This is a genomic window from Streptomyces sp. NPDC048612, from assembly GCF_043199295.1.
Classification (GTDB): Bacteria; Actinomycetota; Actinomycetes; order Streptomycetales; family Streptomycetaceae; genus Streptomyces.
The window spans coordinates 159,286-183,532 of sequence record NZ_JBICVV010000007.1; the positions used below are offsets into that span (position 1 = coordinate 159,286).

Below are 24,247 nucleotides of genomic sequence, written 5' to 3' on the forward strand. Positions count from 1 at the left end.
CGCTGCGGTTTCACCACAGTTTGCCGCCGATAGCTGAAGCTGCCGCGATCTCACCTTCTCGGTTCTCTTGGCTCATGCGGTCGAGAGCGGTCTTCGCGCCGCGGCGCAGAAGACGATCTTCCTCGGCCTCAGGAGGAAGCCAGCCGAGCACGGGTGTCCCGTAGCGGCTGAGGTGTCCTTCCACCTGCTCCGTGAAGGCATCCGAGCGCGTTTGCTCCTCATGGATGTGGAGAAGCACGAGGCCTGCAAGGGGAATCTGGGACAGGTCGTGTTGGCCCAGGTGGCGTTCTCGCCAAAGAGCAGCGGAGTCTTCGGGGGCAAGGTCAACAGTACGGTCTCCGTCAACCGCTTTGCGCCACGTCGGAGTTGTCGTGCACCTTGGATACTCGCTGGCTCCGAAGGCAAAGAGCACGCCGTCAACCCCCTTGTTCCTCAGTCCACCAGCCCAGGCAGATGGTCGTCCATCAACGACGATGATGCGGCTGCAACGCTCGCGTGCGGCGTCGAGCGTGGCATCAATGGCTTCCCCGTCTACGACGGCGAAGAAGCTCGGCCCCGGGTTCAAACTCGCCTTCCATGCCTCTCCGTTACCCGGCGTCAAGCGCAGGCGGTTCCAGCGAATGACGTGACCCGTCGGCCGCGGCACATCGACCGTCGGCCAGGCCCCGTTTCCGCTGCGATACCAACTGAACTCAAAGGCACCGTCGTTGATGGTCAGCACTGCGGCACGGTGACCTTCGGCAGCCCAGGCGGTCGCCAGCCGATCGGCGACGGCAGTGGTCACACCGTGCACAGCTCCCGGGGACGAGGGACCAGGTGTCAGAACGAAGCATCGGCTTTGCTCAGGTCCGCTCCCAGCGATGGCTCGTCGGGTAGGGCGGCTGGGGGCACGCACCTCCCCCAGGGCAGCCAAGGCACGTCCGGGGCGGCCCGTAGCCGAGTTTCCGTGCTCGGTGCGGACGGTGAGGATGCCTCTCCAGCCTTCGACGCGCCCGCCGCTCCCGACGAAGCGTAGGGTGCAGGTCTTTGGTTCGCAGACGTGATCGAGAAGTTGCAGGTCGGGTCCGGTGATTGCGTCCTGGAGCAGCTCGACGAGCCGGTCATCGTGAAGTGCCACCCCGCCAGCCACTGTCCGCACGAATGTCCAGTCCAGCCCGTGCTCAAAGAGCGCGCTGCTCACCGTGAGTCCGTCGTGCCCGACAAGCGCTGTCCACATCCGCGGGCGGCGCAGTAGCGCGCTCGCCAACTGCGCGCTCGCGCGGTGTTGGGAAATCACATCGCGGTCTAGCGGCGGGCGGCGCCGCAGCGGTGCGACTGCCTCGCCGGGTACCCACTGTGGAGTGCAGCGTTCCTGGATCGCGCGTTCGTGGCGAGCCTGAAGTACGGCGGCCAGGGGCTCGTCGCCTTGAAGTTGGATGCGCACCTTTGGATCTGCGGCATTCCATCGGATACCGCTCTTGTCGCCGAACGAGGCGGTCAGTTCGAGTTGCTTTCCGATCACGCACGCCTGCATGCCGGGAACGCCCCGCCTCGTTCCGCGCCTGTCCCTGTACGGCAGCAAGTCGAGTAGCGCTTCGGCAGCCCCGGCGCTTCCCAGTCGCAGGTTCAGTAGATCCGCTTTCGCGTGAAACGCTTCCACCACACCGAGCGGGTGTTCAGGCGAGCGATGCGACGCCAACCCGCTAAGGATCAGTGCTTCGAGCAAGGCTTGATCCTGACTGGCTGAAGCCACAAGATCTGTCCAGGTATGACGGTCGGCGAGGCGGATGCTTGCCGACCTGAATGCCTCGCCGGTCAGGTCGGCGATGGCGGTGGCATTGACGCTGAGGAAGGTGTTCATGGTCGTGAGTTCCTTTCGTGTTCCGCTGCCTCCCGACCAGGCTGCTTGGAACGGATCTCAGGGCCACATGTTCCACAGAGTGACGATGTACTTTTTGTGCAGGGACTGACCGTACGTAGATTGCCTGTCAGCGCCCGCAAGGTCGGGTCCGGACGCTCAGGTCTGGCCGCGTACAGAGGCCAGGCGTCGCCATTGAACCACACTCATCGGGGCATGCTCGGCAAGCGCGTGGCACCTCACGGCGCACATACCGCCGGCCAGCAACGCCATGGCGACCGGTGGACGGGCACCAAGGACGAAGGGCGGCTGACGCATCGGATACTCGATGCTCCAGCCGCCCTTCGGCGTCTTCGGCCCGCTGAACCCGGGCTTTCTTCGCTCTCATGATCACGCCTCTGGTCCGGCCAGGGTGAAGTCGTCCTGTGTCAGTTCGGCGTGGAGGCGCTGTTCGGCGACGTCGGCGTAGTGCGAGGACAGTTCGACGCCGATGAAGTTTCGGCCTTCGCGCAGGGCGGCGACGCCGGTGGATCCGCTGCCGGTGAAGGGGTCGAGGACGGTGCCGCCTTCGGGGCAGATCTGGACGAGCTGCTGCATGATCTCGACCGGCTTCTGGGTGATGTGCACCCGGTCCTTGCGCGGCTGGGAGGCGATGTAGTGGCCGGGCAGGTACAGGTCCCGGTCCTTGTCCAGGCTGCCCTTGACGCCCCACAGGATGTACTCGGAGTCCTGCTTGAACCCGCCCTTGCGGGGCCGGCTGGCGGGCTTGATCCACGGGATGGTGCCGCTCCAGGTCCAGCCCGCCATCTGCAGTGCGTCGGAAGTGGTCGGGTCCTGGCGCCAGTCGGAGAAGACCATGACGACCGCGTGCTCGGTCGAGGCCCGGTACGCCTCCGTCAGGAGCTCGGTCAGCCAGGAGCGGTACGAGCGCTGATCGCGGTTCTCGCCGGGGAAGTTGGCGAGGTCGTGGGAGGAGTTGCTGGTGACGTACTTGGCTCGCGCGGTGCGGCCGGTGCGGTCCGAGCTGGTCCGTCCACCGGAGTTGTACGGCGGGTCGGTGATCACCGCGTTGACGCTCTCGTCCGGGAGGGACTTGAGCACGGTCAGGGCGTCGCCTCGGTGCAGCGTGTAGCTCATGTGCAGGGCCTCTTTCAGGGCATGGCAGGGCTGGGGGGGGGCCGCTCCGGAGAGCGTTCAACAACGCTCGTCGGGGCGGGTGGTGCCGGATGTTAGGCGTGATTTCCGGCCACACCCAACGAGGCGAGCCGCGCTCCGGGAGGAGGTCCGGGGGTCGTTTGGTGCGGCCGGAGTCCCGGTCTACTGTCTCGTCCTGTCACCGGGCCGAAGCCTCGCTTCACCCCCGTTGACCTGTGCTTATCCGTGTCATCTCGTCCAAGCGAGGTATGCGGAAGGCGCGTTTCCCTCGTTCCCCACGCCGTCAGGAGAGCCGGTGTACTGCCTGAGATTACGAGCGCGGCTGGCTGCCGCGCGCGACCTGAGACCGGCGTCCGGGAGCTACCAACTCCTTTGACCCGGGCCCGCCCAACAGGCGGATTCACATCGGCGCGGTGCCGACGGCTTTGCACGAGAAGTCGGCACCGCGCCTCCTGCGAACACCGAGGAGCCGCTGCGATGCAGCATGCCCTGATCCCCCCGCCCCCCGACCCACCATCGGCCCCCGGCCATCGCCACCACGTTGGTGAACGGCGGCGACGATGAAGAAGACCACCGGAGCCCTCGTCGGCCTCTGCGCAACCGGTCCGCTGCTGCTGGCCGCTCCCGTCCTCGCCTTCGGCGCCGAGACCGCTTCGGCCTCCTGCTCGACCGACGGTGCACAGCCTGTGGGTACCGCGGCCGTCGCAAGTCAGGTGAAGTCCGTCCTGGACGGCGGCGACAAGGACTCGGTCCACGTGCCGGGGCTGAACGATCCGGCCGAGCAGGTGCCCAACGCCAGGAAAATCCAGGCCACCGGCGTCGCAATGCACATTCCGGCCCGGGGCCAGGTCGTGGCCCTGGCGACCGCCCTGCAAGAAAGCGGCCTGCGGAACCTGACCTACGGCGACCGCGACAGCCTCGGGTTGTTCCAGCAGCGTCCGTCGCAGGGCTGGGGCACGGCGAACGAGATCCTCGACCCGGTACACGCCTCGACCAAGTTCTACGAGGGGCTCCAGAAGGTCTCGGGCTGGCAGTCCCTGTCCGTCGCTCAGGCCGCTCAGGCGGTGCAGCGGTCAGGCTTCCCGGAGGCGTACGCCAAGTGGGAGCCCCTGGCCACCGCCCTGCAGAAGGCAATCGAGCCCGTGCTGGCGAAGGCCGGTGACGCGTCACCGATCCCTTCGCCGTCCGGCCCGACCGGCACCGGCAGTCCTTCGCCCGGTACCGCGGGCGGCTGTGCGGCTGACGGAGACGGGACCGGCTTCGGCACCGTTCCGCCGGGCTCGGTGCCGGCCGGGTACAAGATCCCCGCCGACGCTCCGCCGAAGGTCCGCACCGCGATCTGGTGGGCGCTGGGCCAGCTCGGCACGCCGTATCAGTGGGGCGGGCACTGCACTGCTCCCCACGGCAAGGTGCCGATGGGTCGGTGTGACTGCTCGTCCTTGATGCAGCAGTCGTATAAGGCCGCCGGTGTCGCTCTGTCTCGGACGACGTACACGCAGGTCATGGACGGCAAGCCGGTCTCGGTCGGCTTGCTGGAGCCGGGCGACCTGGTGTTCACCGAGGGCACCCCGTCCCGTCCCGAGCACGTCGGCATGGTCATCGGCCGAGGGCTGCTCGTCAACGCCCCGCACACCGGCGACGTGGTCCGTATCGCGACCCTCGCGTCCTGGAAGCCACAGATTCTCGCGGCCCGCCGAGTCGTCTGACCGGCGCTTCCCCTCTCCCTCTCCCCTCTTCTCGCACCGCCGCTCCGCCCTCGCGGACTTTGGCGTGCGCTAAATCGCACTGGAGTTCGTAATGTATCTCGCTGACCAGGTCATCCAGCTCGCCTACGACCCTGGGATCAAGCCGAACGAGGGCGGGCTGCCGGGCCTGTCGGTCCTCAAGCACGTGATGGGCTCGATCAACCTCTACGGCATCATCGCTGCGGTCGGTTCGCTCGCCGTCAGCGCGGGCGTGTGGGCCTGGGGGCACCACTCGGGCGGACACCAGGCGGAGGCCAACGGCAAGAAGGGCGTGCTGGTGAGCGCCGGCGCGGCGCTGCTGCTGGGTGCCGCAAATGGTGTGGTGGCGTTCTTCAGTGGCCTGGGAACGCAGGTCCACTGATGCCCTCCCGCCCGATGAACCCCGGTGGCGCGTCCCCCGTGCGCCGCCGGGCGCTGCTCGGCACCGCTGTTCTGGTGGTGCTTGTCGCCCTCGCCGGCCTGGCCGCGTACCTCACCCGCGACGGCAGGAGCCCCTCCAAAGCCTCTGCTGTCCGCCCGAGTTCGCCCGCGGCCCCCTCGACCATCCCGTCCGCACCGCGCACCCAGCCTCGTGCCCTCGCCGTTCCGCCGAAGACCCATGACCCGATCATGTTCGGGAAGGCCGCTGCGGCGGCGCTGTGGTCCTACGACACCCGCGCGTACTCGCGTGCGGAGCTGCGGACCGCTTTGCGCGCGTGGCTGACCACCGAGGACAAGTACGCCGATCCGGCGTCGGTCGACAAGGTCGTCCCCTCGCCCGTGCTGTGGAAGGAGATGGCCGCCAACGGCCAGTTCGCCACCGCCAGGGTGCACGAGGGGCATTTCCCGGACTCCTTCACCCGGGCTCTGCAGGCCGATCCCGGGGCGATCACCCAGGCGTACATCTACGCCGTGACGGTCTCCGGCAAGCAGTCGATCGCCTGGAAGGGCTCGCACGCCGGCGGTGCGGAGAGCCGTACCAGCACCCTCGCGGTCCAGTGCCGCCCTCATCACCCCTGCGCCCTGGTCGGCGTCATGCCGTCCGTCGCGCCCTGACCCGTTCAAGGAAGGAGGTGCCACCATGGCAGTCTGCGACTTGCCGCTGATGGACAAGGTGTGCGGCGCCGTCGACTTCGCCGCCAATCCCGCGGGAGCCGTCACCGACGGCATCGGGGCGTGGATCGCGAAGTCCGCCGGTGAACTGGCCGCCAGTTCAGCGGATCTCGCCGCCAAGGCCGTCAACGAGACGACCGCCATCGACCTCAATGCCGGGTGGTTCCGGGACAACTACGAACTGCTGCTGCCCATCGGGCTCGCGCTGACCGTCGGCATTTTCTGTCTCCAGTTGATGTTCGCGGCCTGGCGGCGAGACGAACGCGCCTTGGCTCAGGCCGCGATCGGCACCATGACCGGCGTCCTGTTCAGCTTCAGCGCCATCGCCTTCACCACCGTCGCCGTCACCGTGGTCGACGCCTTGTCCGCCGGGCTGTTCCAGGCAGCCAACACCTCGGTCGACGACGCGATCCGCCGCGTGATCAAGGTCAGCGAACTGGGTGCGATGTACGGTCTCGGCTGGGGCGTCCCCAGCCTGGTCGCGCTCGGCTGCGCGATCGGGGCGTTCCTGTACTGGGGCGTGATGGTCGCCCGTAAGGTCGGCGTCCTGGTCCTGGTCGCGCTCGCCGTCTTCGCCGGCGCCGGGGGCGGCTGGGAGGTCGCCAAGCGATGGCGGCGTGGCTGGATCGAGGCCACCGCCACCCTGGTCGTCTCCAAACTCCTGATGACCGTGGTCTTCCTCATCGGCGTCTCGGCGATGGGCAAGTCGGATGCCCACGACGGCATGGCCGCGCTGTCCGACGCGCTGGCAGGCATCGTCGTGATGGTGTTGATCTTGCTGTGCCCGTATGCCACGTACAAGTTCGTGCACTGGGCCAGCGACGGCGGCGGCAACGACGATTTGCACCGCACTGGTGTTGCCGGCATGGCGGTCGCCGCGGGGGCCGCGAAGACCGCGGGCACCCTGGCGATGCAGGCCGGCACGGGTACACCTGCGCCGCAGGGCCCGAGTCAGGTTCCTGGCGCCGGTGCCGATGGCGTCGCCTCCGGCATCAACCCCTCCGGCGGCGCCCTCAGCAAGGAGGGCATCGACGCTGGTCCGCCCCAGCAGCAGACCCGGTTCCGGTACGGCGAAGATCCGAACGCGCCGGGCGACAAGGGCCGGTCCCTGATTCAGCGACCCGGCATCCCGCCACTCATCACGCGCCCCCACGAGGACGAAGCAGGGACTCCCGGAACACCTGTCAGCGTCGCTGGCGCATCGCCTTCGGGCGCCAGCGTGGCCTACGTGGGCGCCAGCGATCCGGCCGGACCTCCGCCTTCGGGCACCTGACCGATCACATCCGGGGGCGGGCTGCACACCCAGCCCGCCCCCACCTCCCCCGACCGACTACCCGAGGAGCCTCCCCTATGACCTCCAGAAGAGCGCCGCGCGCCCCGCCCCTCCGCCCGCTCCCACCGTCTGGAACCCTCATGTCCGGCAAGCACCAGGCCGAAGCCACGGCCACCGTGAAGTTCCCCCACCGCAGCAGGCGCGGCATCCTGCTCGGCCTGACCGCCCCACAGCTCATCGTCGCGAGCCTGACCGGCCTTCTTCTGCTCGCCGTGGTCATCACCCGCGGCGTGGTCGGCGCTCTCCAGCTCATCCCTCTGTGGGCCGCCATCGCCCTCCTCGTGTTCGTCCGCCACCGAGGCCGGGCACTGGCGGACTGGGTTCCGATCGTCACCCGGTACGTCCTGCGCCGGATGCGAGGGCAGCTCGTCTGGCTCACCCGGCCCTCCCGCCGCCCGTCGCGCGACGGGCTCCTCCACCTGCCCGGCACGGCGGCCAGTCTGCGCGTGGTCACCGCGCCCGACCGCCGATACGGTGCGGTTCACAACCCCCACACCGGCACGCTGACCGCCGTGGTCAAGGTCGCTTCCCGCGCCTACGCGCTGCTCGACCCGGGCACCCAGAACGCGAACGTGGGCGGTTGGGGACGTGCGCTGGCCGCGCTCGCCCGGACCGGGCAGATCGCCCGCATCCAGGTGATCGAGCGCACCGTCCCGGACTCCGGCGACGCCCTGCGCCGCTACTGGGAGGAGCACGGCCGACCCCACGCTCCCGTGGCCGGCGCGATCTACAGCGAGCTGGTCCAGAGTGCGGGCCCGGCCGCGGCGCCGCACGAGGCGTACGTGGCGGTGTCGCTGGACATCAAGGCGGCGCGACGGCTGATCAACCAGGCCGGAGGCGGACTGACCGGGGCTTTCAGCGTTCTGGGGCAACTGACCTCCACCTTTGACCAGGCCGCTCGGACCGCCGGCCTCACCCCCACCGGGTGGCTCACCGCTCGCGAGATCGCGGCTGTCGTGCGGACGGCGTATGACCCGAAGTCCTTGGCACCGCTGGATCGTTGGTCCGCCGCCGGTCGCCCCGAGGCCGAGCCCGCCGCTGCCGGCCCCGTCGTGGTCGTCGAGAAGTCGGACCACATCACGACGGATACGGCCGTCCACAAGACGTACTGGGTGGAGAACTGGCCCAGGACCGAGACCAGCGCGGGCTTTCTGCATCAGCTCCTGTTCACCGGCGGGGTCCGGCGCACGCTGTCGCTCTCGTACGAGCCGAAGGGGCTGGACGCCGCGCTGCGTGACGTCCAGCGCAAGAAGGCCAGCGTGATCGCGGATGCCGCCGAGCGGGCCCGGCGCGGGCAGGTCGACTCGGAGGCGGACTCGATCGAGTACCAGGACATCAAGTCGCGTGAGCGGCAGCTCATCGCGGGCCATGCGGATGTTGCCCTGACTGGCCTGCTGACGGTCTCGGCCGACTCCGAGGACGAACTGCGTTCCGCCTGCGCGGTCGTGGAGACCGCCGCCGTCGGCGCCCAGCTCGACCTCCGGCCCCTGACCTGGCAGCAGGCAGAGGCGTTCACCGCCGCCGCCATGCCGCTCGCCCTCGCCGCCTGACCCCGGCCGCCCTCCCTCCGAAAGAACATCTCATGTCCCGCACCGCCAGCCCGACCGCGGAGGACTTCGTGCCCTTCGCCACCGCCGCGCTCGACTTCCACCGCGCACTCAACGTCCCGAACGGCCCCCTCGTCACCACCCGCGCCGAGCTGGACTCGCTGCACTCCCACCTCGTCTCGCTGCACGGGCTGCTCGACGCCCATGCCGTTCGTGTCGGGCAGCTCGTCCCGGCCGAAGGCGACCCGCTCCGCGCCGCCCGCACCCGCATCTGGCAGGCCGCCGACCACGTCCACGCCGCCTACCACGCGGCACCCCGGCCAGGCTCCGGCGAGGTGCCCGAGCGCGAGGCATGCAAGGCCGGTCTCCCCGAAGGGGCGCCGGAGCTGACCATCTGCCAGCGCCACCAGCGCACCGCGCACCTGGTGCGCCGCCGCACCACCCCGGCCGACCTGCACGCACCGTTCACCGGCCTCGTCCGCCGCTGACCGCCTTCCATTCTGGAGAAACGTTCATGCCCCGCACCCGCGCCAGCGCCTCCCCCCTGTTCGCCCCCCGCAAGGCACCCCGCGCCGGGCGAAGGGCCGCCCGTGTCGGTTTCGCCGAGGCCCGCCGTCAGGCCCGCCTCGCCGCAACACCGCCCAAGCACCGCACCGAGGGAGCCTTCGATCCGGAGCTGCGGCCGGCCTACCCGCCCTCCGGACGTCCGGGCCCCTCCTCCGCCCGGGGCGGCAAGATTCGCTTGCCCGCCCACCGGATGACCACCGCGACGGCCTCCGGGGCCTACCCCTTCGTGGCCGAGGGCGGTCTGGGGGCGGACGGGGTCTTCATCGGTCGCGATGTCCACGCGGAGGCCGCATTCTGTTTCGACCCGTTCTCGCTGTACAGCAGCGGGCGGATCGAGGGCTTCACGAATCCCAACGCGGTCCTCGCCGGGATCATCGGCATGGGGAAGTCGGCGTTGGCGAAGTCCATCGCCACCAGGTCAATCGCCCACGGCTACCGGATCTACGTCCCTTCCGATCCCAAGGGCGAGTGGACGGCCGTGGCTCAGGCCCTCGGTGGCCACACCATCGCTCTGGGGCCGGGGCTGCCGGGCCGGTTGAACCCGCTGGACGCCCCGGTCCGGCCCGCCTCTGTCAGTGAGGACGACTGGGCGACGGAAGTGCGAAAGCGCCGCCTGCTGCTCCTGGCCGGCCTGGCCCGTACCGTGCTCAAGCGTGATCTCCAGCCGATGGAGCACACCGCCCTGGACCTCGCCCTCGACCTGGTCGTCACCGAAGCGGACGCCAGCGGCACGGTGCCGCTGCTCGGCGACATCGCACACGCCCTCGGCTCACCCGAGCGCCTCGACCGAGCCCTCGGCGACCAGACCGGATACCTCGGGTCCGCCGCTCAGGACCTCGCGCACGCCCTGCGCCGGCTGGTGCACGGCGACTTGAGCGGCATGTTCGACGCCCCGAGCACCGTGGAGTTCGACCCGACCACGCCGATGCTGTCCATCGACCTCTCCCGCCTCGGCGGCGGTGGCGACGACACCGCACTGGTCCTTGCGATGACCTGCGCGAGCGCATGGATGGAGTCCGCCCTCGCCGACCCCGACGGCGGCCGACGCTGGGTGATCTACGACGAAGCGTGGCGGCTGATGCGGCATGTCGGCCTGCTGGAGCGGATGCAGAGCCAGTGGAAGTTGTCCCGGGGCCTCGGTATCGCGAACTTGATGATCATCCACCGGCTGTCGGACCTGCTCTCGGCGGGCGACGCCGGCTCGCGCGGCCGGGTACTGGCCGAGGGTCTCCTGGCCGACTGCTCCACCCGCATCATCTACCGCCAGGAGCCCGACCAGCTCACCGCCGCCACGGCACTACTCGGCCTGACCGGAGTCGAAACCCAGGCCGTCTCCGCCCTGACCAAGGGCCGGGGCCTGTGGAAAGTCGCGGGCCGCAGCTTCATCACACAGCACATCCTGCACCCCGCCGAGCGCAAGCTGTTCGACACCGACGCCCGCATGGCCGCCTAACCCAACCAGCTTGCATTGAAGGTGAGTTACCTCATGTCGTCCACTGTATCGCGGGCGCAACGCCGCATGCTCGAAGAAGTCCGCACCTCGGCCGTGAGTCCAGGCTTCGGCGTCCCGACCGTCTGCTGGAACGACCGTCTTGCCGCCGCTCGACCCGAGGAGTTCGACGAGCTGTTCTCCACCGCCGTCACGGGAGACTTCGGCACGGTGGCCCGGCTGCACCAGATGCTCGAAACCGCCTCGGAGTGGTGCCGCTTTCACGGCGCCCGCAGCAGCGCCGCCGAGCTGGACGTCCTCGCCGAGCGCCTGGCCGACCTCGACGAGGAGCTGCACCTTGTCAGGGAGGGCATGGCCCACGAGATCCACTCCCGCTCGCATCGAGCGGCAGCGGCAGCCCGTACCTCGCCGGCCGTCTCAACACGAGGGGCTTGCGTCGGTCCTCCAACCGAGACCCCTGCCTCTCCGCCGCTACTCCCCGTCCGTTCACTGCCGTGTGCGCGGTGAAGACCGGCACAGCACAAGGAACGATCATGTCCACTTCTTCCAGTTCTCCCGCTGAGGACCGGTCACCGGCGATCACCGATCACCTGGTGTGGCGGCGGCACGTGCCGACGCTGGCCTCGGCCGCTGCCGGCATCGAGCGGGCGTCCGATCCCTGGGACGCGTTCCCGGCCTCGTTCTGCGACCGCAATGGCTGGCCCATCGATGAGGAGGGCTACGCGGACGGCAAGGTGCAACGCGACGCCGAAGCGTGGAAGCACGTCGAGGTCTTCCTCGCCCACGGTCCCGAGGTGCTGGCCGGTGTCCGCGCCACAGCCAGCGGTGCCGACTACGTCGAGGGGCCGGTCAGCGAAGACCTTCGACGGCTGCGCGGGATCGACACCACGCTGGAGCGAGCAGGCCAGCTCCGGCACGAGTGGGACCAGATCATGGCGCTCATGGATGCCTCCCTTCCGGGCTCGCGGAAGATCTACGAGAGCCGAGCGGAGCGGATCCGGAATGCCGACGGCTGGCGTTACGCGGACAAGCTGTCCTTCCAGGGTCCGGCGCTGGTTCGAGCTGCCGACTACCTGGCGGACCGGGCGGATTCCGACCAGCCCTCGCAGACCGAACGCGCACGGGTGGCCCTGGCTCGATCCGCCGCCGTCAACCACGGGGCCCTCCCCGCTTCGCCCGCTGCACCCCCGGCACCGGCGCCGACGGCCCCAGGTCGCTCCCGCTGACGCGCCTATCACCGACTTACGGCGCGGCCAAACCGGCCGATCCCCGCATCCTCATCTCAACGCGGCCGGACAGCTCACGGCCTGCCAGCGGCTTCGGCCGCGCACCACCTCGCTGCCGCCAGGCCCTCGTCCCCTTCGGAGCCCCCATGTCCCGCACCAGCAGAACCATCCCGGCCCTCGACCGCCCCTCTGTACGAGTCAGCACCGGATGGATCAGCTATGCCCGCCCCCGATCACGATTCGCTTCCCGATGTCGCCTTTGGCCGTCACTCCGACTACGGCATCGTCGCCGCGAACCCGAAGCACCTTGCGGCCAGCGCGTGGATGCTGAAGGGGTTCGACTTCCACCCCGTTCCGGATCACCCGACGCTCTACGCACTGGCCGATCAACGGCGTGATGGACAGGGGCGCGTCTCCCGGGCCGTCGCGTTGCTGCGCAAGGCCGGCTACCAGGTCGACGTGGATGCCGCGTTCGACCCCACGCTGGCCGCCGAAGCGGCGCCTGCCCGTGACCGGTCCCCGCGTATAGAGCCCGACGTCGCGTTCGCCGAGCATCCGCAGCTCGGCATCGTCGCGGCCACGGATGACCGCTCCCGCGCGCTCGGCGGTCGGCTCCTGGAGGAGCACGGCTGGCGGCACAACCGGGCCCTGGACATCTACACGCTGCCCGTCACCATCGACCGCAGCGACGCCCTGGAGAAGGTCGCCAACGCGACGGTGTCGATGCACCGATCCGGTCTCCAGGTCGCGGCCCAGCCCACCCTTGCTCAGGACGCGGCAACGCGCCGCCGCCCGACGCCCGCAACGAACGCGAACCACGGGCGCGGCCAAGGCTTCACCGCACGCGCGTCCCCCCTCAGTGCCGCCGCGCGCGCCGCCAGCCCCGCCCGTGCCGGCCTCCCGGGCACGGCTCCGGTTGCCTCTCCCGCCACCTCTGCTGCGGCAGCCCGGCCGGTCGACCCGCGCATCGCGTTCTCCCGCACCCGCTCACCCAACTCCCGTAAGGAGCAGTTCCCATGGCCGTGAAGACCATCTGGCAGATCACCCACCAACCCTGCGGCCACCAAGCCAAACGCGATCTGTCCGACCGGGCGGCCGACCGTCGCGCGGGTTTCGCCGAGTGGCTCTCCAAGCAGGCGTGCAGCGAATGCTGGCGGGCTTCCAAGGAAGGCGACGAGCAGGGCAAGGCCGCCTGGCTGGAGGCCAAGCGGGCCGAGGAGCAGGCTGAATCCGAAGCCTGGTCGCAGCGGTACCGGATGCCGCCTCTGGAGGGGACCGAGCGAGCCGTCGCCTGGGGTGTGCGCTGTCGCCATCAGGTTCTGGCCGCCGCCTACACCACCCTGGTCGTCGAAGGCGAGATCAGTGAGACGGAGTGGGAGGAGATTGAGGAGGCCGCTCGCGCCGTCTCCCGCGCCGGGTCGTGGATCGACCAGCGCTCCTCCGAGCCCGACGACCTCACCGAGCTGCTCCAGGCCGCCACCGAGGCCGACCGGCCGACCGAGAACCCCCACTTCTGACCGCCCGGTGTCCCGCTGCGGCGGGACACCGGCTCCACCCTCCACGCCCGAGACCTGGATACCCCATGCCCAAGTACCCCCTGCACTGCGAAGTCCGGCGCACCGAAAGCACCACGGATCTCCTCAGCCGCCTCCACCGGACCGATCCAGGCTTCGTCCCCTACCTGCTCACCGCGTGGTCCCCGGAGCTGACCGACCAGGAGACCGTCGCCCTTCCTGACCTGGCATCGGTGCTCGACGAGCCGACCGCGCTGCGGAAGCCGCGGGCTGGCCACGCCGCGTCCCCACGGCTGACCTGGCACTGCTCCATCCGCAACGCCACCGACGTGGAACTCGACGACGATGACTGGTTCGAGCTGACGCGCGAGGTCCTCGACGCCACGGGCATCGAGCCGGACGCCGACCCGGCGGCTTGCCGGTGGGTGGCCCTGCGCAACCAGGCGGACGGGCTCGACATTGTCGCCACCGTCATACGGCAGGACGGCCGCTGGGCCCGGTTGCACAACGACGCTCACTTTGCCCGTGCCGCCTGCGCGAACTTCACCTATGACCACGGCCTGGACGCCCCGGGGTGAGTGGCGGCATCTACCAGCGATCTCCGGCCGGGCCAAATCGCGGATTCTGCAGATCCTCTTCCCCACGGCCCGGTCCCCCGGGTCTGTTCGCCCTCCCTTGTCCTCTCTGGCGAGATGGGCCACCGGCTCACCGATCCATATCCGAAACTCAGCCCCCAGGAGACCAACGTGCCTGTCCCTCCGATCATCATCACCCACGAGTTCAGCGGCAGCGTCGTGGCAAAGGGTGCCAACGACGACCTCTCCGGCAGCCTCCTCAAGCACGCCGGCTTCCAGCAGATCTCGGACTGGCACGGCCGACGCCATCGCCTTCCCACCACCACCCCGGATGCCGACAAGGTCGCCATCGCCACCCACGCGGCCGACATGCTCCGCGCCGCCCGGTACCACGTCACCCTCCCGTCCTCCCTGGACGCGGCGCGGATAAGCCCCCCGGCGCCTGCCCTCGGGCCCTATACCGCCGGGGCGGAACTCCTGCGGACCACGGACCGGATCAGGGCGGCCGAGAACGGGGCCGACCTTCAGCGGGCGGTCGACCGTCTTCTTCACCCCGAGCACGGTGCCCTGGAGCACGTCCGGGAGGCACTGAAGGTGACGAGCAAGCAGATCGAGCAGATCTACGACCACGACGATGAGGCATACGACCTCGCTTACCGCTTCGACTACGCCTCCGAGTACGTCAGGGGCGCACAATCCGAACTCGTCGGCTCCGAGGCCCAGCTGCGCCGGGTAGGCACCGCGTCCCAGGACCAGACCGAGGCGCGGACGCAGTCCTCGGAGCTGCCCGATCATCAGGGCGCCGCTCTGGCCACGTCGCCCGCAGCGGCCAAGGCCAAGATCTCCTCGACGCCCGGCTCCGAAGCGGCGCAGCACAACGCGGCCGGACACTCACCGCATTTCTCGGGCCCCCGACGGTGACCCAGGTCATCTTCGTCAACCCCAGTCGTCGGCCTGCCGCGTGGCCGTTCACGTCACTCAACGAGGAGGAAGCGTGCCCGAGTACTACTCCAGCATCGGCGAGGCCGTCGGCTCCGCGATGCAGCACAACATCCGGCTCGCCGACCGCAGCGTGGCATCCAGCTCCGACAAGCCGTTGCAGGTGCGGCATCTGCCCAGTGCGTCCGCCGACCCGTACTCCGTCCGCGGGATGATCGCCCGCCTTACCGAGGACGCCGCGCCCAACGAAGTGGCCGGGATCGTCGAGGAGGTCAACGGGGCGCTGGTCGGGGCTTTGCCTGAGCTGACCGAACTCGTGGCCGCTGCCGCCGACTGGACCCGTGCCCGTCTGACGTTCGACGACCCGCACCACAACCCGACTTTCGAGACCTGGACCCGGCTGGCCGCCGCCTACGGCATGCTCCGGGACGTCCAGGAGCAGTTGGAGGTCGCGGTGGACGGGATCGCCGCGTGTCCTGCCGAGCGCACCGACCCCAGGCACCACGAGAGGGTCAACGTCCTGCGGACCCGGGAGCTGCTCGACGACGTCCTCGGCGCCGAAGCGATCCCCCCACCGTCGTCCGTTCGCAGTCCCGAAGCGGACCGGCAGCGAGCCGCCCGTTCGTCCTCACCGCACGCCGGTTCAACGCCGTCGACCGGCAGCCCGCCGGCCGCTGCGCCGCCTCCGCCCGCGTCGCCTCCGCCCGTGTCGCGCCCCGCCGGCCGACCTCGCTGAATCGTTTCCTTCGAGCCCCAGGAGTAGACCCATGAACGGTACGAGATCCGAGCGCGCCCCGCCCCCGTCCATCGCTTGCGCTCACTTTCAGGAACCACTCTCATGCCCGCACCGCGTACCAGCGCGCCCTCGACCACCACCGGGTCAGACGCGCTCCTCTACCTCCTCTTCGCCATACTCGGCCTCGCGTTCACCTTCGGATCGCTCGCCTGGCTGACCGGCAACATCACCAACTCCATCATCGACAGCGGTTCTTGGACTCCGTTTGCGGTCACCGAGGTGCTGCTTCGCCCCTCGGCGCTGTGGCCGCACCTGGGCCCGACGGCCCTGCTGGTCGGCGCGCGTATCGTCCCTGGCCTGCTGTCCGTCGGCCTCGCCGTCCTCGCCCTGGTGCTGTGGGTACGACTGCGTGGCGGCACGAAGAACGGCCTCGCGACGAAGGCTGATCTCGCCCCGCTGCTGGACAAGCAGATCACCGCCAAGGCCCGGAGCCTGCGGCCGTCCCTGAGCAGCCGGGAGTGTAAAGAGGTCGCTCCCGCTGACCGCGGCATCCTGCTCGGCACCCTCTCCCGGGGGCGGGCCACGGTCCGCGCGTCCTGGGAGGACGTGATCGTCGCGATCATGGCACCCCGCAGCGGCAAGACCTCCACCCTGGCCATCCCCGCGATCCTCGCCGCGCCCGGCCCGGTCCTGCTCACCAGCAACAAGGCAGCCAACGACGCCTTCACCGCGACGGTGGACGCGCGCGCCGAGGTCGGCACGATCTGGGCCCTCGACCCCCAGCAGATCGCCCACCACCGGCGCGAGATGTGGTGGGACATCCTGGCCGACGCCCGCGACCTGGCCGGGGCAAAGCGTCTGGCCGGACACTTCGCCGCCGCGAGCGTGGACGAGTCGAACGGCACCGACTTCTGGTCCACCGCCGCGTCCAACACCTTGGGCGCACTGTTCCTGGCTGCCGCCAGCCACCGGCGGCCGATCACCGACGTCTCGGCCTGGCTCGCCTCCCCCGCCGACCGCACCCCCGTCGACCTGCTCACCGAGGCCGGCCACGAAGCAGTCGCCGCCCAGCTCCAGGGAACCGTCTCCGGCGCGACCGAGACCCGCGACGGGATCTACGAGACCGCGCGGCAGTACGCGAGCTGCCTGCTCGACCCGGAGATCGTTGCCTGGGTCACCCCCAGCCCGGACCTTCCCGAGTTCAAGCCCGCCCGCTTCGCCACCTCCCGCGACACCCTGTACCTGCTCAGCAAGGACGGCGGCGGCAGCGCGAGCGCGATCATCGCCGCTGCGGCCGACGCCGTGATGCGTGCCGCGGTGATCGTCGCCGAGCGCTCCGGCGGACGGCTCGACCCGCCCGCCCTGTGCGTCCTCGACGAGGCCGCCAACGTCTGCAAAATCTCCGATCTCCCGGACCTCTACAGCCACTTGGGCTCCCGGGGCGTGATCCCGATGACGATCCTGCAGTCCTACCGTCAGGGACAGCGGTGCTGGGGCGATGCCGGGATGGACGCCCTCTGGTCCGCCGCCACCATCAAGATCGTCGGATCCGGTGTCGACGACGCCGACTTCGCCGACCGCATCAGCCGGCAGGGCGGTGATCACGAGGTCCAGACCACCTCGGTGTCGATGAGCGAGGGCGGCAAGTCCACGACGGTGAGCATGCGTACCGAACGGATTCTGCCGCCCGATGTGATCCGCGCCCTCCCCAAGGGCAAGGCCCTGCTCCTGGCCACCGGCATCCGGGTTGCCATGCTCGACCTGAAGCCCTGGTACAAGGAGCGCTCCGCCAAGGTGATCGGTGCGGCCTCGGCCCGTGCGACGAAGGCCATCACCGAGCGGGCCCAGGCCAAGACCCGTGACGACTTCGGGCAGGCGGCATGAGCGTCCTCCCGTCCGGTGCCCTCCCGTCCTCGGTGCGCTCCGGACCTCTCGGGCAGTCACCGGCCGTCCGGCGCGACGGCCAGTGGTGGCTGGTCGCCGAGTCCGGCTCCGTCGCCGTCACGGATCCGGTGTTCACCGGCCAGCTGAACCGCTTCGCCACCGCGATGGCGGCGGCCGACCAGGCCGTCGCCGGCCGCCCCGTCCGGCAGGACCAGCCTCCGGCCCGTCCCGATGGGAGGCGGCGATGAGCCCCCTGCTGGAAGCTGAGCAAGCGGTGCTCGGCGCGGCGCTGCTCGACCCCGGGCAGCTTCGACAGCTCGGCTGGCTCACCCCGGAGCACTTCCACCGCCCCGTGCACCGGGCCCTGTTCTCGGCGATGCGCAAGCTCCACGCCGACCGCCACCCGGCGTCGGCGGCCGAGAACGCTGTGCCGCTGTCGTGGGTGACCGACGCGGTGGCAGAGGCGGGCCGGCACGTCCGAGGGTTGACCGCGTCGCACGCTCACACCCTGATCTCCGCCTGTCCGCGCCCCGGGCATGCTCCGGTGTACGGGCGGATGGTGCTGGAGGGCGCGATCCATCGCAGCGTCACCGCGCACGCGATCCGCCTGCACCAGGCTGCCCGCGCGGACGCGCTGCAAGGAGAGGCCGAGGGAGCGGTGCGCTGCGCGGACGTGCTGCGCGACGTGCTCAACGATCTCGCACGACGGTGGGGCACCGAACCACGCCCGGTAGACCCTGGTACCCCGCCGGCCCCCGGTCCGGCCGCCGCCCCGCCGCCCGGTTCGGCAACGGGGGTCGAGGAGGAGCAGGTCCTTCTCGGCGTCCTGGCCGAGCGGCCGAAGGGCATGGACGAGGTGGTGGGCTGGCTGCGGCCAGCCGACTTCGCCGACCCCGCCCGCGGGGAGGTCTACCGGTGCCTCGGCGCACTGCACCACCGGGGCGAGCCCATCGACCGGATCACCCTGCTCTGGGAGGCGCAGCGACGCGGCCTGCTGGCCGACGGCACGCTCTCCGGCGACCAGATCGCCGCCAACTGCGACGGCGTGGGGCCTGGCAGCGCCGAATGGCTCGGCGAGCAGGTGATGCGCTCCTCCGTCACCCGCACCGCGGCAGCCTCCGCCCGCGCCATCCGAGCGCTGGCGGAGAACGAGGCTCTGGCCCCCGGGCAGCTCATCAACCACGCCCTGCACGCGCTCGGTCCACTCGACGAAGTGCGCACCCGCTGGCAGTCCGCGAACAGCCACCCCGCTCCGATATCCCCGGCTCCTTTGCCGAACGGGCCCCCTTCTGCGCAGGTGCACGCCGCCCTCGCGCGCAGTGCACCGCGCCCGGTTGCGCCGCCCTCGGCCCCATCGGGCTCTACCCCCAGCTCGACCGCCGTGCGACCGCCCTCTCGCGGCCACGGCTGAAACCCCCTTCCCCCGCTCGTCCTCCTCATTGGGATTCACCGTGAAGAACACACCTGTGGCCGATGCCCGCGCCCTGCACGCCACCGCATTCGCCTTCGACGCCCAGCGCAGCAAACTGCCCGTACCCGGCGACCGCTCGCCCGACACCGTGACCGTCGCACGCCAGATCTCCCAGCTCGGAACGCTGATCACCACCCTGGGCGACCAGGTCCTCTTCCGCGCCAACGCAGAGACCCAGGCACCCCACAGCGCGAGGGTGATCACGAGCTTCGTCGCCGCTGTGGGACCTGCCAGCCAGGCGGTATCCGCGCTCGGGTCAGTGGCTCACCAGCTCTCGTTCCTGGACCAGACCGAGCACCTCCGCGACCAGCCCGACGCCCGGGGTGCACGAGATGTGGCCACACTGGTGATAGGAAACGCGCTCGGTATGGCGGACACGGCCCTGCGCGACGCCGCCGAATCCCTTCACGCCGCGTCGGCGACGGTTTCGGAGCCCTCCGTGCGGCTTCAGGCCGCCCGCAGCCGGTCCACCACCTCAGCGCCCTCGCCCGCCCCGTCTTCCGTCAGTGCCCCGGCGGCGGCAGCTCGGCCGGACCGGATCACTCGGAGCCGGTGACATGGAGACCACCATCGCGCGCCCTCCGCTGATCGGCTCCCTCTGCTCGGGGTACGGAGGACTGGACCTCGGGGTGCAGTCCGCCCTCGGCGGCACGCTGGCCTGGCACGCCGAGGTCAATCGCCGGCCGACGGGCCGGACTCAACTCCCAGACCGGTTCCGGGCTGTGGCTGCACGTCGCCCGTGCGGTCGAAGCCCTCCGCCCCTGCCTGGTTGTGATCGAGAATGTGCGCGGCCTCCTCACCTCCCCCGCCGGTTCCCCTGGCGACGTGGAACCCTGTCCGTGGTGTCTGGGAGACACCCCAGGTCAGCCTGCTCTGCGGGCACTCGGTGCCGTACTCGGCTCCCTGGCCGACCTCGGGTACGACGCACGGTGGCTCGTGCTTCGCGCCTCCGATATCGGAGCACCGCACCGTCGCGAAAGGACCTTTCTCGCCGCCTGGCCCGCCGGACACCCTGCTCAAGACGCCGACCAGCAACCTCGCGAAGAACGGCGGCTCACAGCACCCCGCCAAGAGGAAGAGCGGGGGCCACGGCCCGAACCTGGCCGACGAGGTGGAGTGGCTCCTCCTGCCGACCCCGAAAGCGTCGGACGGGATCAAAGGGTCGCCCAACCAGCGGCACGGCAACGGGGACATGACCCTGCCGAGTGCAGCGGCGTCACTGATGCCCACACCGCGGGCCAGCGACACGGGCACAGCGGCCCACGGCTGCGGGAAGGGGTGGCGGCCTCCCTTGCCGACGGTGGTCCTGCCGCTCTGTGCGGACTCGGCTCCGGGAGCCGGGGAGCAGAGCGGCGATGGGGAGCGTACGCAGCCGCCATCGCCCGATGGGAGACGCTCACCCGTCCCGCGCCCGAGCCCACCGACGCGGGCGGTCGGCTCCGTGCCGACTTCGTCGAATGGATGCAGGGCCTCGATGACGGCTGGGTCACCGCCACCCCCGGGCTCGGACGACCAGCTCAGCTCACCGCGCTCGGCAACGGTGTTGTCCCCCAACAGGCTTCACGTGCCGTGCAGTTGCTGGCACCGCCCTTCCCGCGGTGCCCGCGCTGCACGGCCGTGTAGCGCCCCACTACCGGATTTTTCCGGCCGGGCCAAACCACGAATTCTCCGCATCCTCTGGGGCATGTCGCCGTCTCACAGATGGAGCAAGCCCCGATGTCCGACACCAGCCCGACCACCCCCAACCCCGGCCCCGAGCCGTTCCGCGTCCACGACGAGGACCTCGACGACCTCGCCAGCACCCTCGCCAAGACCATGGCCGAGGTCAGGCAGCACGGCGTCATCCTCGACCGCCTCGGCTCCGAGCCCGACCCCATACCCGCGGCCAGCCTGGCCACGGACGGCGCTCCGGAAGCCGAGGCGGCCGACGCGAAGCAGTCCGACGGCCCCGCCTCGGTGTTCCTCCTCGCCCTGGGAGGCGAGGCGTACGCCGTCGAACTCGCCGCTCTCACCGACTGGGTGAACCACCTCTTCCTCCCGGTGTACGGCCGGGAGATCAGTACGAGCCGTCCGTGGTGCGCGCAGTGGCACGAGCACCCCGAGGCCGTCGCCCGGCTGCACGCGCTCTGGCTGGCCTGGCAGCAGTTCACTGATACCGAGGCCGGTCTGTCCGGTCCGTCGACCTGGCACCGCGACCACCTGGACCAGGCCCTGGTGCACCTCCGTGCCCCCGATGGGCCCTTCGCGGCGTGCACGACGAGCCCCACCCGCCCCAACCATCGCGTGCTGGCCACCCCGGCACCCGAGCAGGGGGAGGTGGCGGCGTGAACGACGCCTTCGGCTTCGACCTCGCCGAACTCACCCCCGCCGATGACGCCTCCGAGGAGGCGATGGAGACGGTCCGGGCCGGTGACCTGAGGGTGCTCGCGCAGCACCACACCGCTCCCAATGGCCCCCATAGCTTCGTCCTCGCCCACGACTGGTCAGCCGTCTGGGGAACACCCGGCGAGCCGGAGCTGGTCGCGATCGCGGTCGCGCGGGATCTCAGCCGGTCCACGTTCACGTTCGAGATGAGCCGCCACGCCACGGTGTCCTTCGCGCAGAACTGGCTGGTCGAACGGGGCTGCCCGCCCGCGCGCATCACGCTGGCCGGCGACGACGGCCTGAAGCCCGATGACGACCTCACGCTTCAGGTCGAACAGCGGATCCGGCAGTCGGGCAGTCGCCTCGATGTCCTCGATACCTACACCTTCAACCCGTGGGAGACCTGGACGCTGACCCGCGACTCCCGTGCCACAAAGGCGCCGATCCGGGTCTTCCACGAAGAGTGGGACTGTGACGCCGGCACGTACACGATGCGTGAGGGCGCCTTCGCCGATGTCAGTGCCGCCCGTACCTGGCTGGACGAGCGCAGCGGCCCGCTGCCCGAACCGCCGGAGTACACCGATCACGACGGCGCCGTCGTCCGGGCCCGCGCCGCCCGCATCGCTCTCGCTCGGTCAGCCGGTGTCTCCGCGACGCCGGGGGCCGGCCTCGACGCGCCCCGCACGGCCCCGGCGGGACCGGTCCAGCGTCCGGTACAGGGGAGGCCGTTGTGAGCCGCGCCCGCTTCGCTTTCGCCGCGCACCCCGACGCCATCGCCGACCTGCGGGAACTTCCGGACGGGATACGTGACTTGGCGCTGCTGGAGTTGCAGAACCTGGTCCACGGCAGTGACGACTGTCTGCCGCTGAAGGGCCGTCTCGCCGGCTTCCACAAGGTCTACGTCGACCCCACCGTGTCCTACCGGATGGTCATCCAGTTCCGCGCGGCTCCGCCGGCCTCGGACCACAAGCGGGAGATCTATCTCGTTGCCGCCGGAAGCCGGCAGGACTACGCGGTCTACCGCTCGGCCCACCTCCGCACCGGCCAGCAGCAGGACACCGAGACGATCTCCGCCACCGAGGCTCGGGTGCAGGCTGCCCGGTCCCGCTCTTCCCTCGCGGCCGACCGGTCGGCGAATACCCCAGTAACTCCTCCAGAAGCAGCCCGGCCCGCGGCCGCTGCCTCCCGAAAGGCCGCCCAGCGATGACCGCCGAACGCACCCCTCTGCCCCGTACCGAACTGGCGGACCTTCTCACCGACGCCGCGCAGAGCGTCTCCGCCATTCTCACCACCGAGTACCCGACGGCCGCCAACCGCTCCTACCTGCACCCCCTACTGGGTGCGCTGTCCGCCGGGCCCAAGGTGTCCTGCGAACTCGCTGACCAGCTCGAAGGGTTGATCGAGCCGCGTCCCGCCACACCGGTGGGCCTGTTCACCCTGGCCTCCTACGCCGCCGCACTGGGATGGCTCACCGAATCCCTCGCCGAGCTGACCACCACAGTCGGCCAGATCTGCACACGCGCGGGCATCCCCACCGAGCCCCAGGCCCCGGACACCGCCGCACCCGGCGGTGCCGAGCAGGACGGCGAGTTCGACTTCGCCTTCAGCGCGCTGGAGGTAGCCGCGATCCGCACCGCCGCCGAGGCCGCCGGCCTCACACCGGGCGACTACGTCAAGGTGCTCTCCGAGTCACTGCTCGCCGCCTCCCGGATCACCGACGCCTGCATGGAGATCTCCAACGGCCTGCTCGAAGACGCCGCGTACATCCGCGGCGCGGCATCCGAGCATGCCTGGATCGGCGACGGCCCGGACAACCTGCCCACCCTGGTCCGCTCCCTGCTCGCCCGGGTGGAGGCCGCCGGGTGAACCCCAAGGGGCCCGGCGCCATCCAGACCTAACCCGCTTCCCTCATATCGGAGTTCACCCCATGCCGACCCTCAAGCATCCCTCGGCCCGCTCCATCGGTTCGGTCGATGCTCAGCGCGTCGAGGACGCGCTGGCCCTGATAGCGCCGAAGTGGACCACTTGGTCGGCGCAGACCCTGGCGCAGCAGGGCCATCCCATGCGTGTGCGCGATGTCGCCGCCGGGCTCCCCTTCATCAGCGAGCAGCTCGTCGCCAAGCGGCTGGCCACGATGCACACGGACGGGCTGGTCACCCGCGCCGGCTACCGCCACGGGGCGCCGTATCAGCTCAGCGCACTCGGCGAGTCGCTGGCTCCGGTGCACCGCGCCTTGTCGGACTGGTCCCTGGCCCACCTGTCGCTCGGCAAGGCGGCTGGAGCCGAACGGGTCGAGGACGCCGTGCGGCGTCTGCATCTTCGGCATTCGACCGCCGTGATCCAGCTCCTCGACTCGGGCGGCCCGATGCGACTCGTCCACATCGCGGAGGAGGCCGGTCTGGACAACGCCCTCACCCGGGACCGACTCAAGCGACTTCAGGCCGACGGCTTGGTTGCCCGCACAGGCCCACGCTACGGCGCTCCCTACGTCCTGACCGATGCCGGGCGTGCGCTGGGCCCCGTCTACGCGGCCGTCTCGCACTGGAGCAACCCCACCGCTGCACGGAGGAACTCGTCGACTCCGGTGCCCGTCGCAGCGGCCACACGGCCCCACGCCAGCGACCCGCTGGGGTCGGACAGTGGCCGGACAGCGGCGGCCATGCGCCGGAGCGCTGCCGCGTCGAGCGACCTCTTCAGCCATGCCCCGCAGCCGCAACCGCGGGTGCCGACGGCCGTGACCGCCCGGTCAGCCCCGAGTCGGGGTCGGTGACCGTCATGACGCCGAGAGCCAGCCGCCTCTCCTCGTCGGCCG

Annotated in this window: 26 protein-coding genes; 24 read left to right on the top strand and 2 right to left on the bottom strand. The window is 70.4% G+C overall.

Features of this window, described 5'->3' with window-relative positions; genetic code table 11:
* Positions 1–10 precede the first annotated feature (10 nt).
* Both ACGFN2_RS13650 and ACGFN2_RS13655 read right to left on the bottom strand, forming a co-directional pair.
* Positions 11–1,840 carry a hypothetical protein gene (locus ACGFN2_RS13650; RefSeq protein ID WP_393360002.1) on the bottom strand — a complete coding sequence of 610 codons (1,830 nt, stop codon included), beginning with the start codon at positions 1,838–1,840 and terminating at the stop codon, positions 11–13.
* A gap of 387 nt (positions 1,841–2,227) precedes the next feature.
* Positions 2,228–2,974: a DNA-methyltransferase gene (locus ACGFN2_RS13655; RefSeq protein ID WP_393360004.1), complete on the bottom strand. Its 747-nt coding sequence runs from the start codon at positions 2,972–2,974 to the stop codon at positions 2,228–2,230.
* Between the two features lie 578 nt (positions 2,975–3,552).
* On the opposite strand from ACGFN2_RS13655, the gene ACGFN2_RS13660 reads away from it, so the two are divergent.
* The 24 genes from ACGFN2_RS13660 to ACGFN2_RS13775 all read left to right on the top strand — a co-directional run bounded on the left by ACGFN2_RS13660 (position 3,553) and on the right by ACGFN2_RS13775 (position 24,205).
* Positions 3,553–4,698, top strand: a complete 1,146-nt coding sequence (locus tag ACGFN2_RS13660; protein ID WP_393360006.1) for a C40 family peptidase — start codon at positions 3,553–3,555, stop codon at positions 4,696–4,698.
* Between the two features lie 91 nt (positions 4,699–4,789).
* Positions 4,790–5,098: a DUF6112 family protein gene (locus tag ACGFN2_RS13665; protein WP_093646278.1), complete on the top strand. Its 309-nt coding sequence runs from the start codon at positions 4,790–4,792 to the stop codon at positions 5,096–5,098.
* Positions 5,098–5,772 (top strand): hypothetical protein, encoded by a 675-nt coding sequence (locus tag ACGFN2_RS13670; protein WP_393360008.1) that lies wholly within the window; start codon positions 5,098–5,100, stop codon positions 5,770–5,772. Before ACGFN2_RS13665 ends, ACGFN2_RS13670 begins: the two co-directional genes overlap by 1 nt.
* 25 nt (positions 5,773–5,797) lie before the next feature.
* A complete protein-coding gene (locus tag ACGFN2_RS13675; RefSeq protein WP_393360010.1) occupies positions 5,798–7,102 on the top strand; it encodes an ATP-binding protein in 1,305 nt (434 codons plus the stop codon).
* A gap of 140 nt (positions 7,103–7,242) precedes the next feature.
* Positions 7,243–8,712, top strand: a complete 1,470-nt coding sequence (locus tag ACGFN2_RS13680) for an SCO6880 family protein (RefSeq protein ID WP_393360012.1) — start codon at positions 7,243–7,245, stop codon at positions 8,710–8,712.
* A gap of 32 nt (positions 8,713–8,744) precedes the next feature.
* Positions 8,745–9,197: a DUF6238 family protein gene (locus ACGFN2_RS13685; protein WP_393360014.1), complete on the top strand. Its 453-nt coding sequence runs from the start codon at positions 8,745–8,747 to the stop codon at positions 9,195–9,197.
* A 26-nt stretch (positions 9,198–9,223) separates the two neighbouring features.
* Entirely contained in the window at positions 9,224–10,729 is a 1,506-nt protein-coding gene (locus ACGFN2_RS13690; RefSeq protein ID WP_393360016.1) for an ATP-binding protein, read from the top strand.
* Between the two features lie 33 nt (positions 10,730–10,762).
* Complete coding sequence (locus tag ACGFN2_RS13695) at positions 10,763–11,233, top strand: hypothetical protein (RefSeq protein WP_393360018.1); 471 nt, start codon at positions 10,763–10,765, stop codon at positions 11,231–11,233.
* A 26-nt stretch (positions 11,234–11,259) separates the two neighbouring features.
* Entirely contained in the window at positions 11,260–11,952 is a 693-nt protein-coding gene (locus tag ACGFN2_RS13700; protein ID WP_393360020.1) for a hypothetical protein, read from the top strand.
* A gap of 219 nt (positions 11,953–12,171) precedes the next feature.
* A complete protein-coding gene (locus tag ACGFN2_RS13705; protein WP_393360022.1) occupies positions 12,172–12,978 on the top strand; it encodes a hypothetical protein in 807 nt (268 codons plus the stop codon).
* The gene (locus tag ACGFN2_RS13710) at positions 12,969–13,469 is read left to right on the top strand and encodes a hypothetical protein (protein ID WP_393360024.1); all 501 of its coding nucleotides are present in this window, start codon (positions 12,969–12,971) and stop codon (positions 13,467–13,469) included. The genes ACGFN2_RS13705 and ACGFN2_RS13710 overlap by 10 nt, the downstream gene beginning before the upstream one ends.
* A 65-nt stretch (positions 13,470–13,534) precedes the next feature.
* Positions 13,535–14,044, top strand: coding sequence for a hypothetical protein (locus ACGFN2_RS13715; RefSeq protein WP_393360026.1), 510 nt, complete (start codon positions 13,535–13,537; stop codon positions 14,042–14,044).
* A gap of 168 nt (positions 14,045–14,212) precedes the next feature.
* Positions 14,213–14,962, top strand: a complete 750-nt coding sequence (locus ACGFN2_RS13720) for a hypothetical protein (RefSeq protein ID WP_393360028.1) — start codon at positions 14,213–14,215, stop codon at positions 14,960–14,962.
* A 73-nt stretch (positions 14,963–15,035) separates the two neighbouring features.
* Complete coding sequence (locus ACGFN2_RS13725; protein ID WP_393360030.1) at positions 15,036–15,716, top strand: hypothetical protein; 681 nt, start codon at positions 15,036–15,038, stop codon at positions 15,714–15,716.
* A 102-nt stretch (positions 15,717–15,818) separates the two neighbouring features.
* The gene (locus ACGFN2_RS13730; RefSeq protein ID WP_393360032.1) at positions 15,819–17,600 is read left to right on the top strand and encodes a type IV secretory system conjugative DNA transfer family protein; all 1,782 of its coding nucleotides are present in this window, start codon (positions 15,819–15,821) and stop codon (positions 17,598–17,600) included.
* Complete coding sequence (locus ACGFN2_RS13735) at positions 17,597–17,848, top strand: hypothetical protein (protein ID WP_393360034.1); 252 nt, start codon at positions 17,597–17,599, stop codon at positions 17,846–17,848. Before ACGFN2_RS13730 ends, ACGFN2_RS13735 begins: the two co-directional genes overlap by 4 nt.
* Positions 17,845–19,011, top strand: a complete 1,167-nt coding sequence (locus ACGFN2_RS13740; protein ID WP_393360036.1) for a DnaB-like helicase N-terminal domain-containing protein — start codon at positions 17,845–17,847, stop codon at positions 19,009–19,011. Before ACGFN2_RS13735 ends, ACGFN2_RS13740 begins: the two co-directional genes overlap by 4 nt.
* 40 nt (positions 19,012–19,051) lie before the next feature.
* Positions 19,052–19,627 carry a hypothetical protein gene (locus tag ACGFN2_RS13745; RefSeq protein WP_393360038.1) on the top strand — a complete coding sequence of 192 codons (576 nt, stop codon included), beginning with the start codon at positions 19,052–19,054 and terminating at the stop codon, positions 19,625–19,627.
* Between the two features lie 119 nt (positions 19,628–19,746).
* Complete coding sequence (locus tag ACGFN2_RS13750; RefSeq protein ID WP_393360218.1) at positions 19,747–20,694, top strand: DNA cytosine methyltransferase; 948 nt, start codon at positions 19,747–19,749, stop codon at positions 20,692–20,694.
* A 93-nt stretch (positions 20,695–20,787) separates the two neighbouring features.
* Positions 20,788–21,399 (top strand): DUF4913 domain-containing protein, encoded by a 612-nt coding sequence (locus ACGFN2_RS13755; RefSeq protein ID WP_393360040.1) that lies wholly within the window; start codon positions 20,788–20,790, stop codon positions 21,397–21,399.
* Positions 21,396–22,169, top strand: a complete 774-nt coding sequence (locus ACGFN2_RS13760; RefSeq protein WP_393360042.1) for a glycosyl hydrolase — start codon at positions 21,396–21,398, stop codon at positions 22,167–22,169. Before ACGFN2_RS13755 ends, ACGFN2_RS13760 begins: the two co-directional genes overlap by 4 nt.
* Complete coding sequence (locus tag ACGFN2_RS13765) at positions 22,166–22,642, top strand: hypothetical protein (protein ID WP_393360044.1); 477 nt, start codon at positions 22,166–22,168, stop codon at positions 22,640–22,642. Before ACGFN2_RS13760 ends, ACGFN2_RS13765 begins: the two co-directional genes overlap by 4 nt.
* The gene (locus ACGFN2_RS13770; protein ID WP_393360046.1) at positions 22,639–23,301 is read left to right on the top strand and encodes a hypothetical protein; all 663 of its coding nucleotides are present in this window, start codon (positions 22,639–22,641) and stop codon (positions 23,299–23,301) included. Before ACGFN2_RS13765 ends, ACGFN2_RS13770 begins: the two co-directional genes overlap by 4 nt.
* A gap of 61 nt (positions 23,302–23,362) precedes the next feature.
* On the top strand, positions 23,363–24,205 hold the full coding sequence (locus ACGFN2_RS13775) for a winged helix-turn-helix transcriptional regulator (protein WP_393360048.1): 843 nt from the start codon (positions 23,363–23,365) through the stop codon (positions 24,203–24,205).
* Positions 24,206–24,247: the final 42 nt, after the last annotated feature.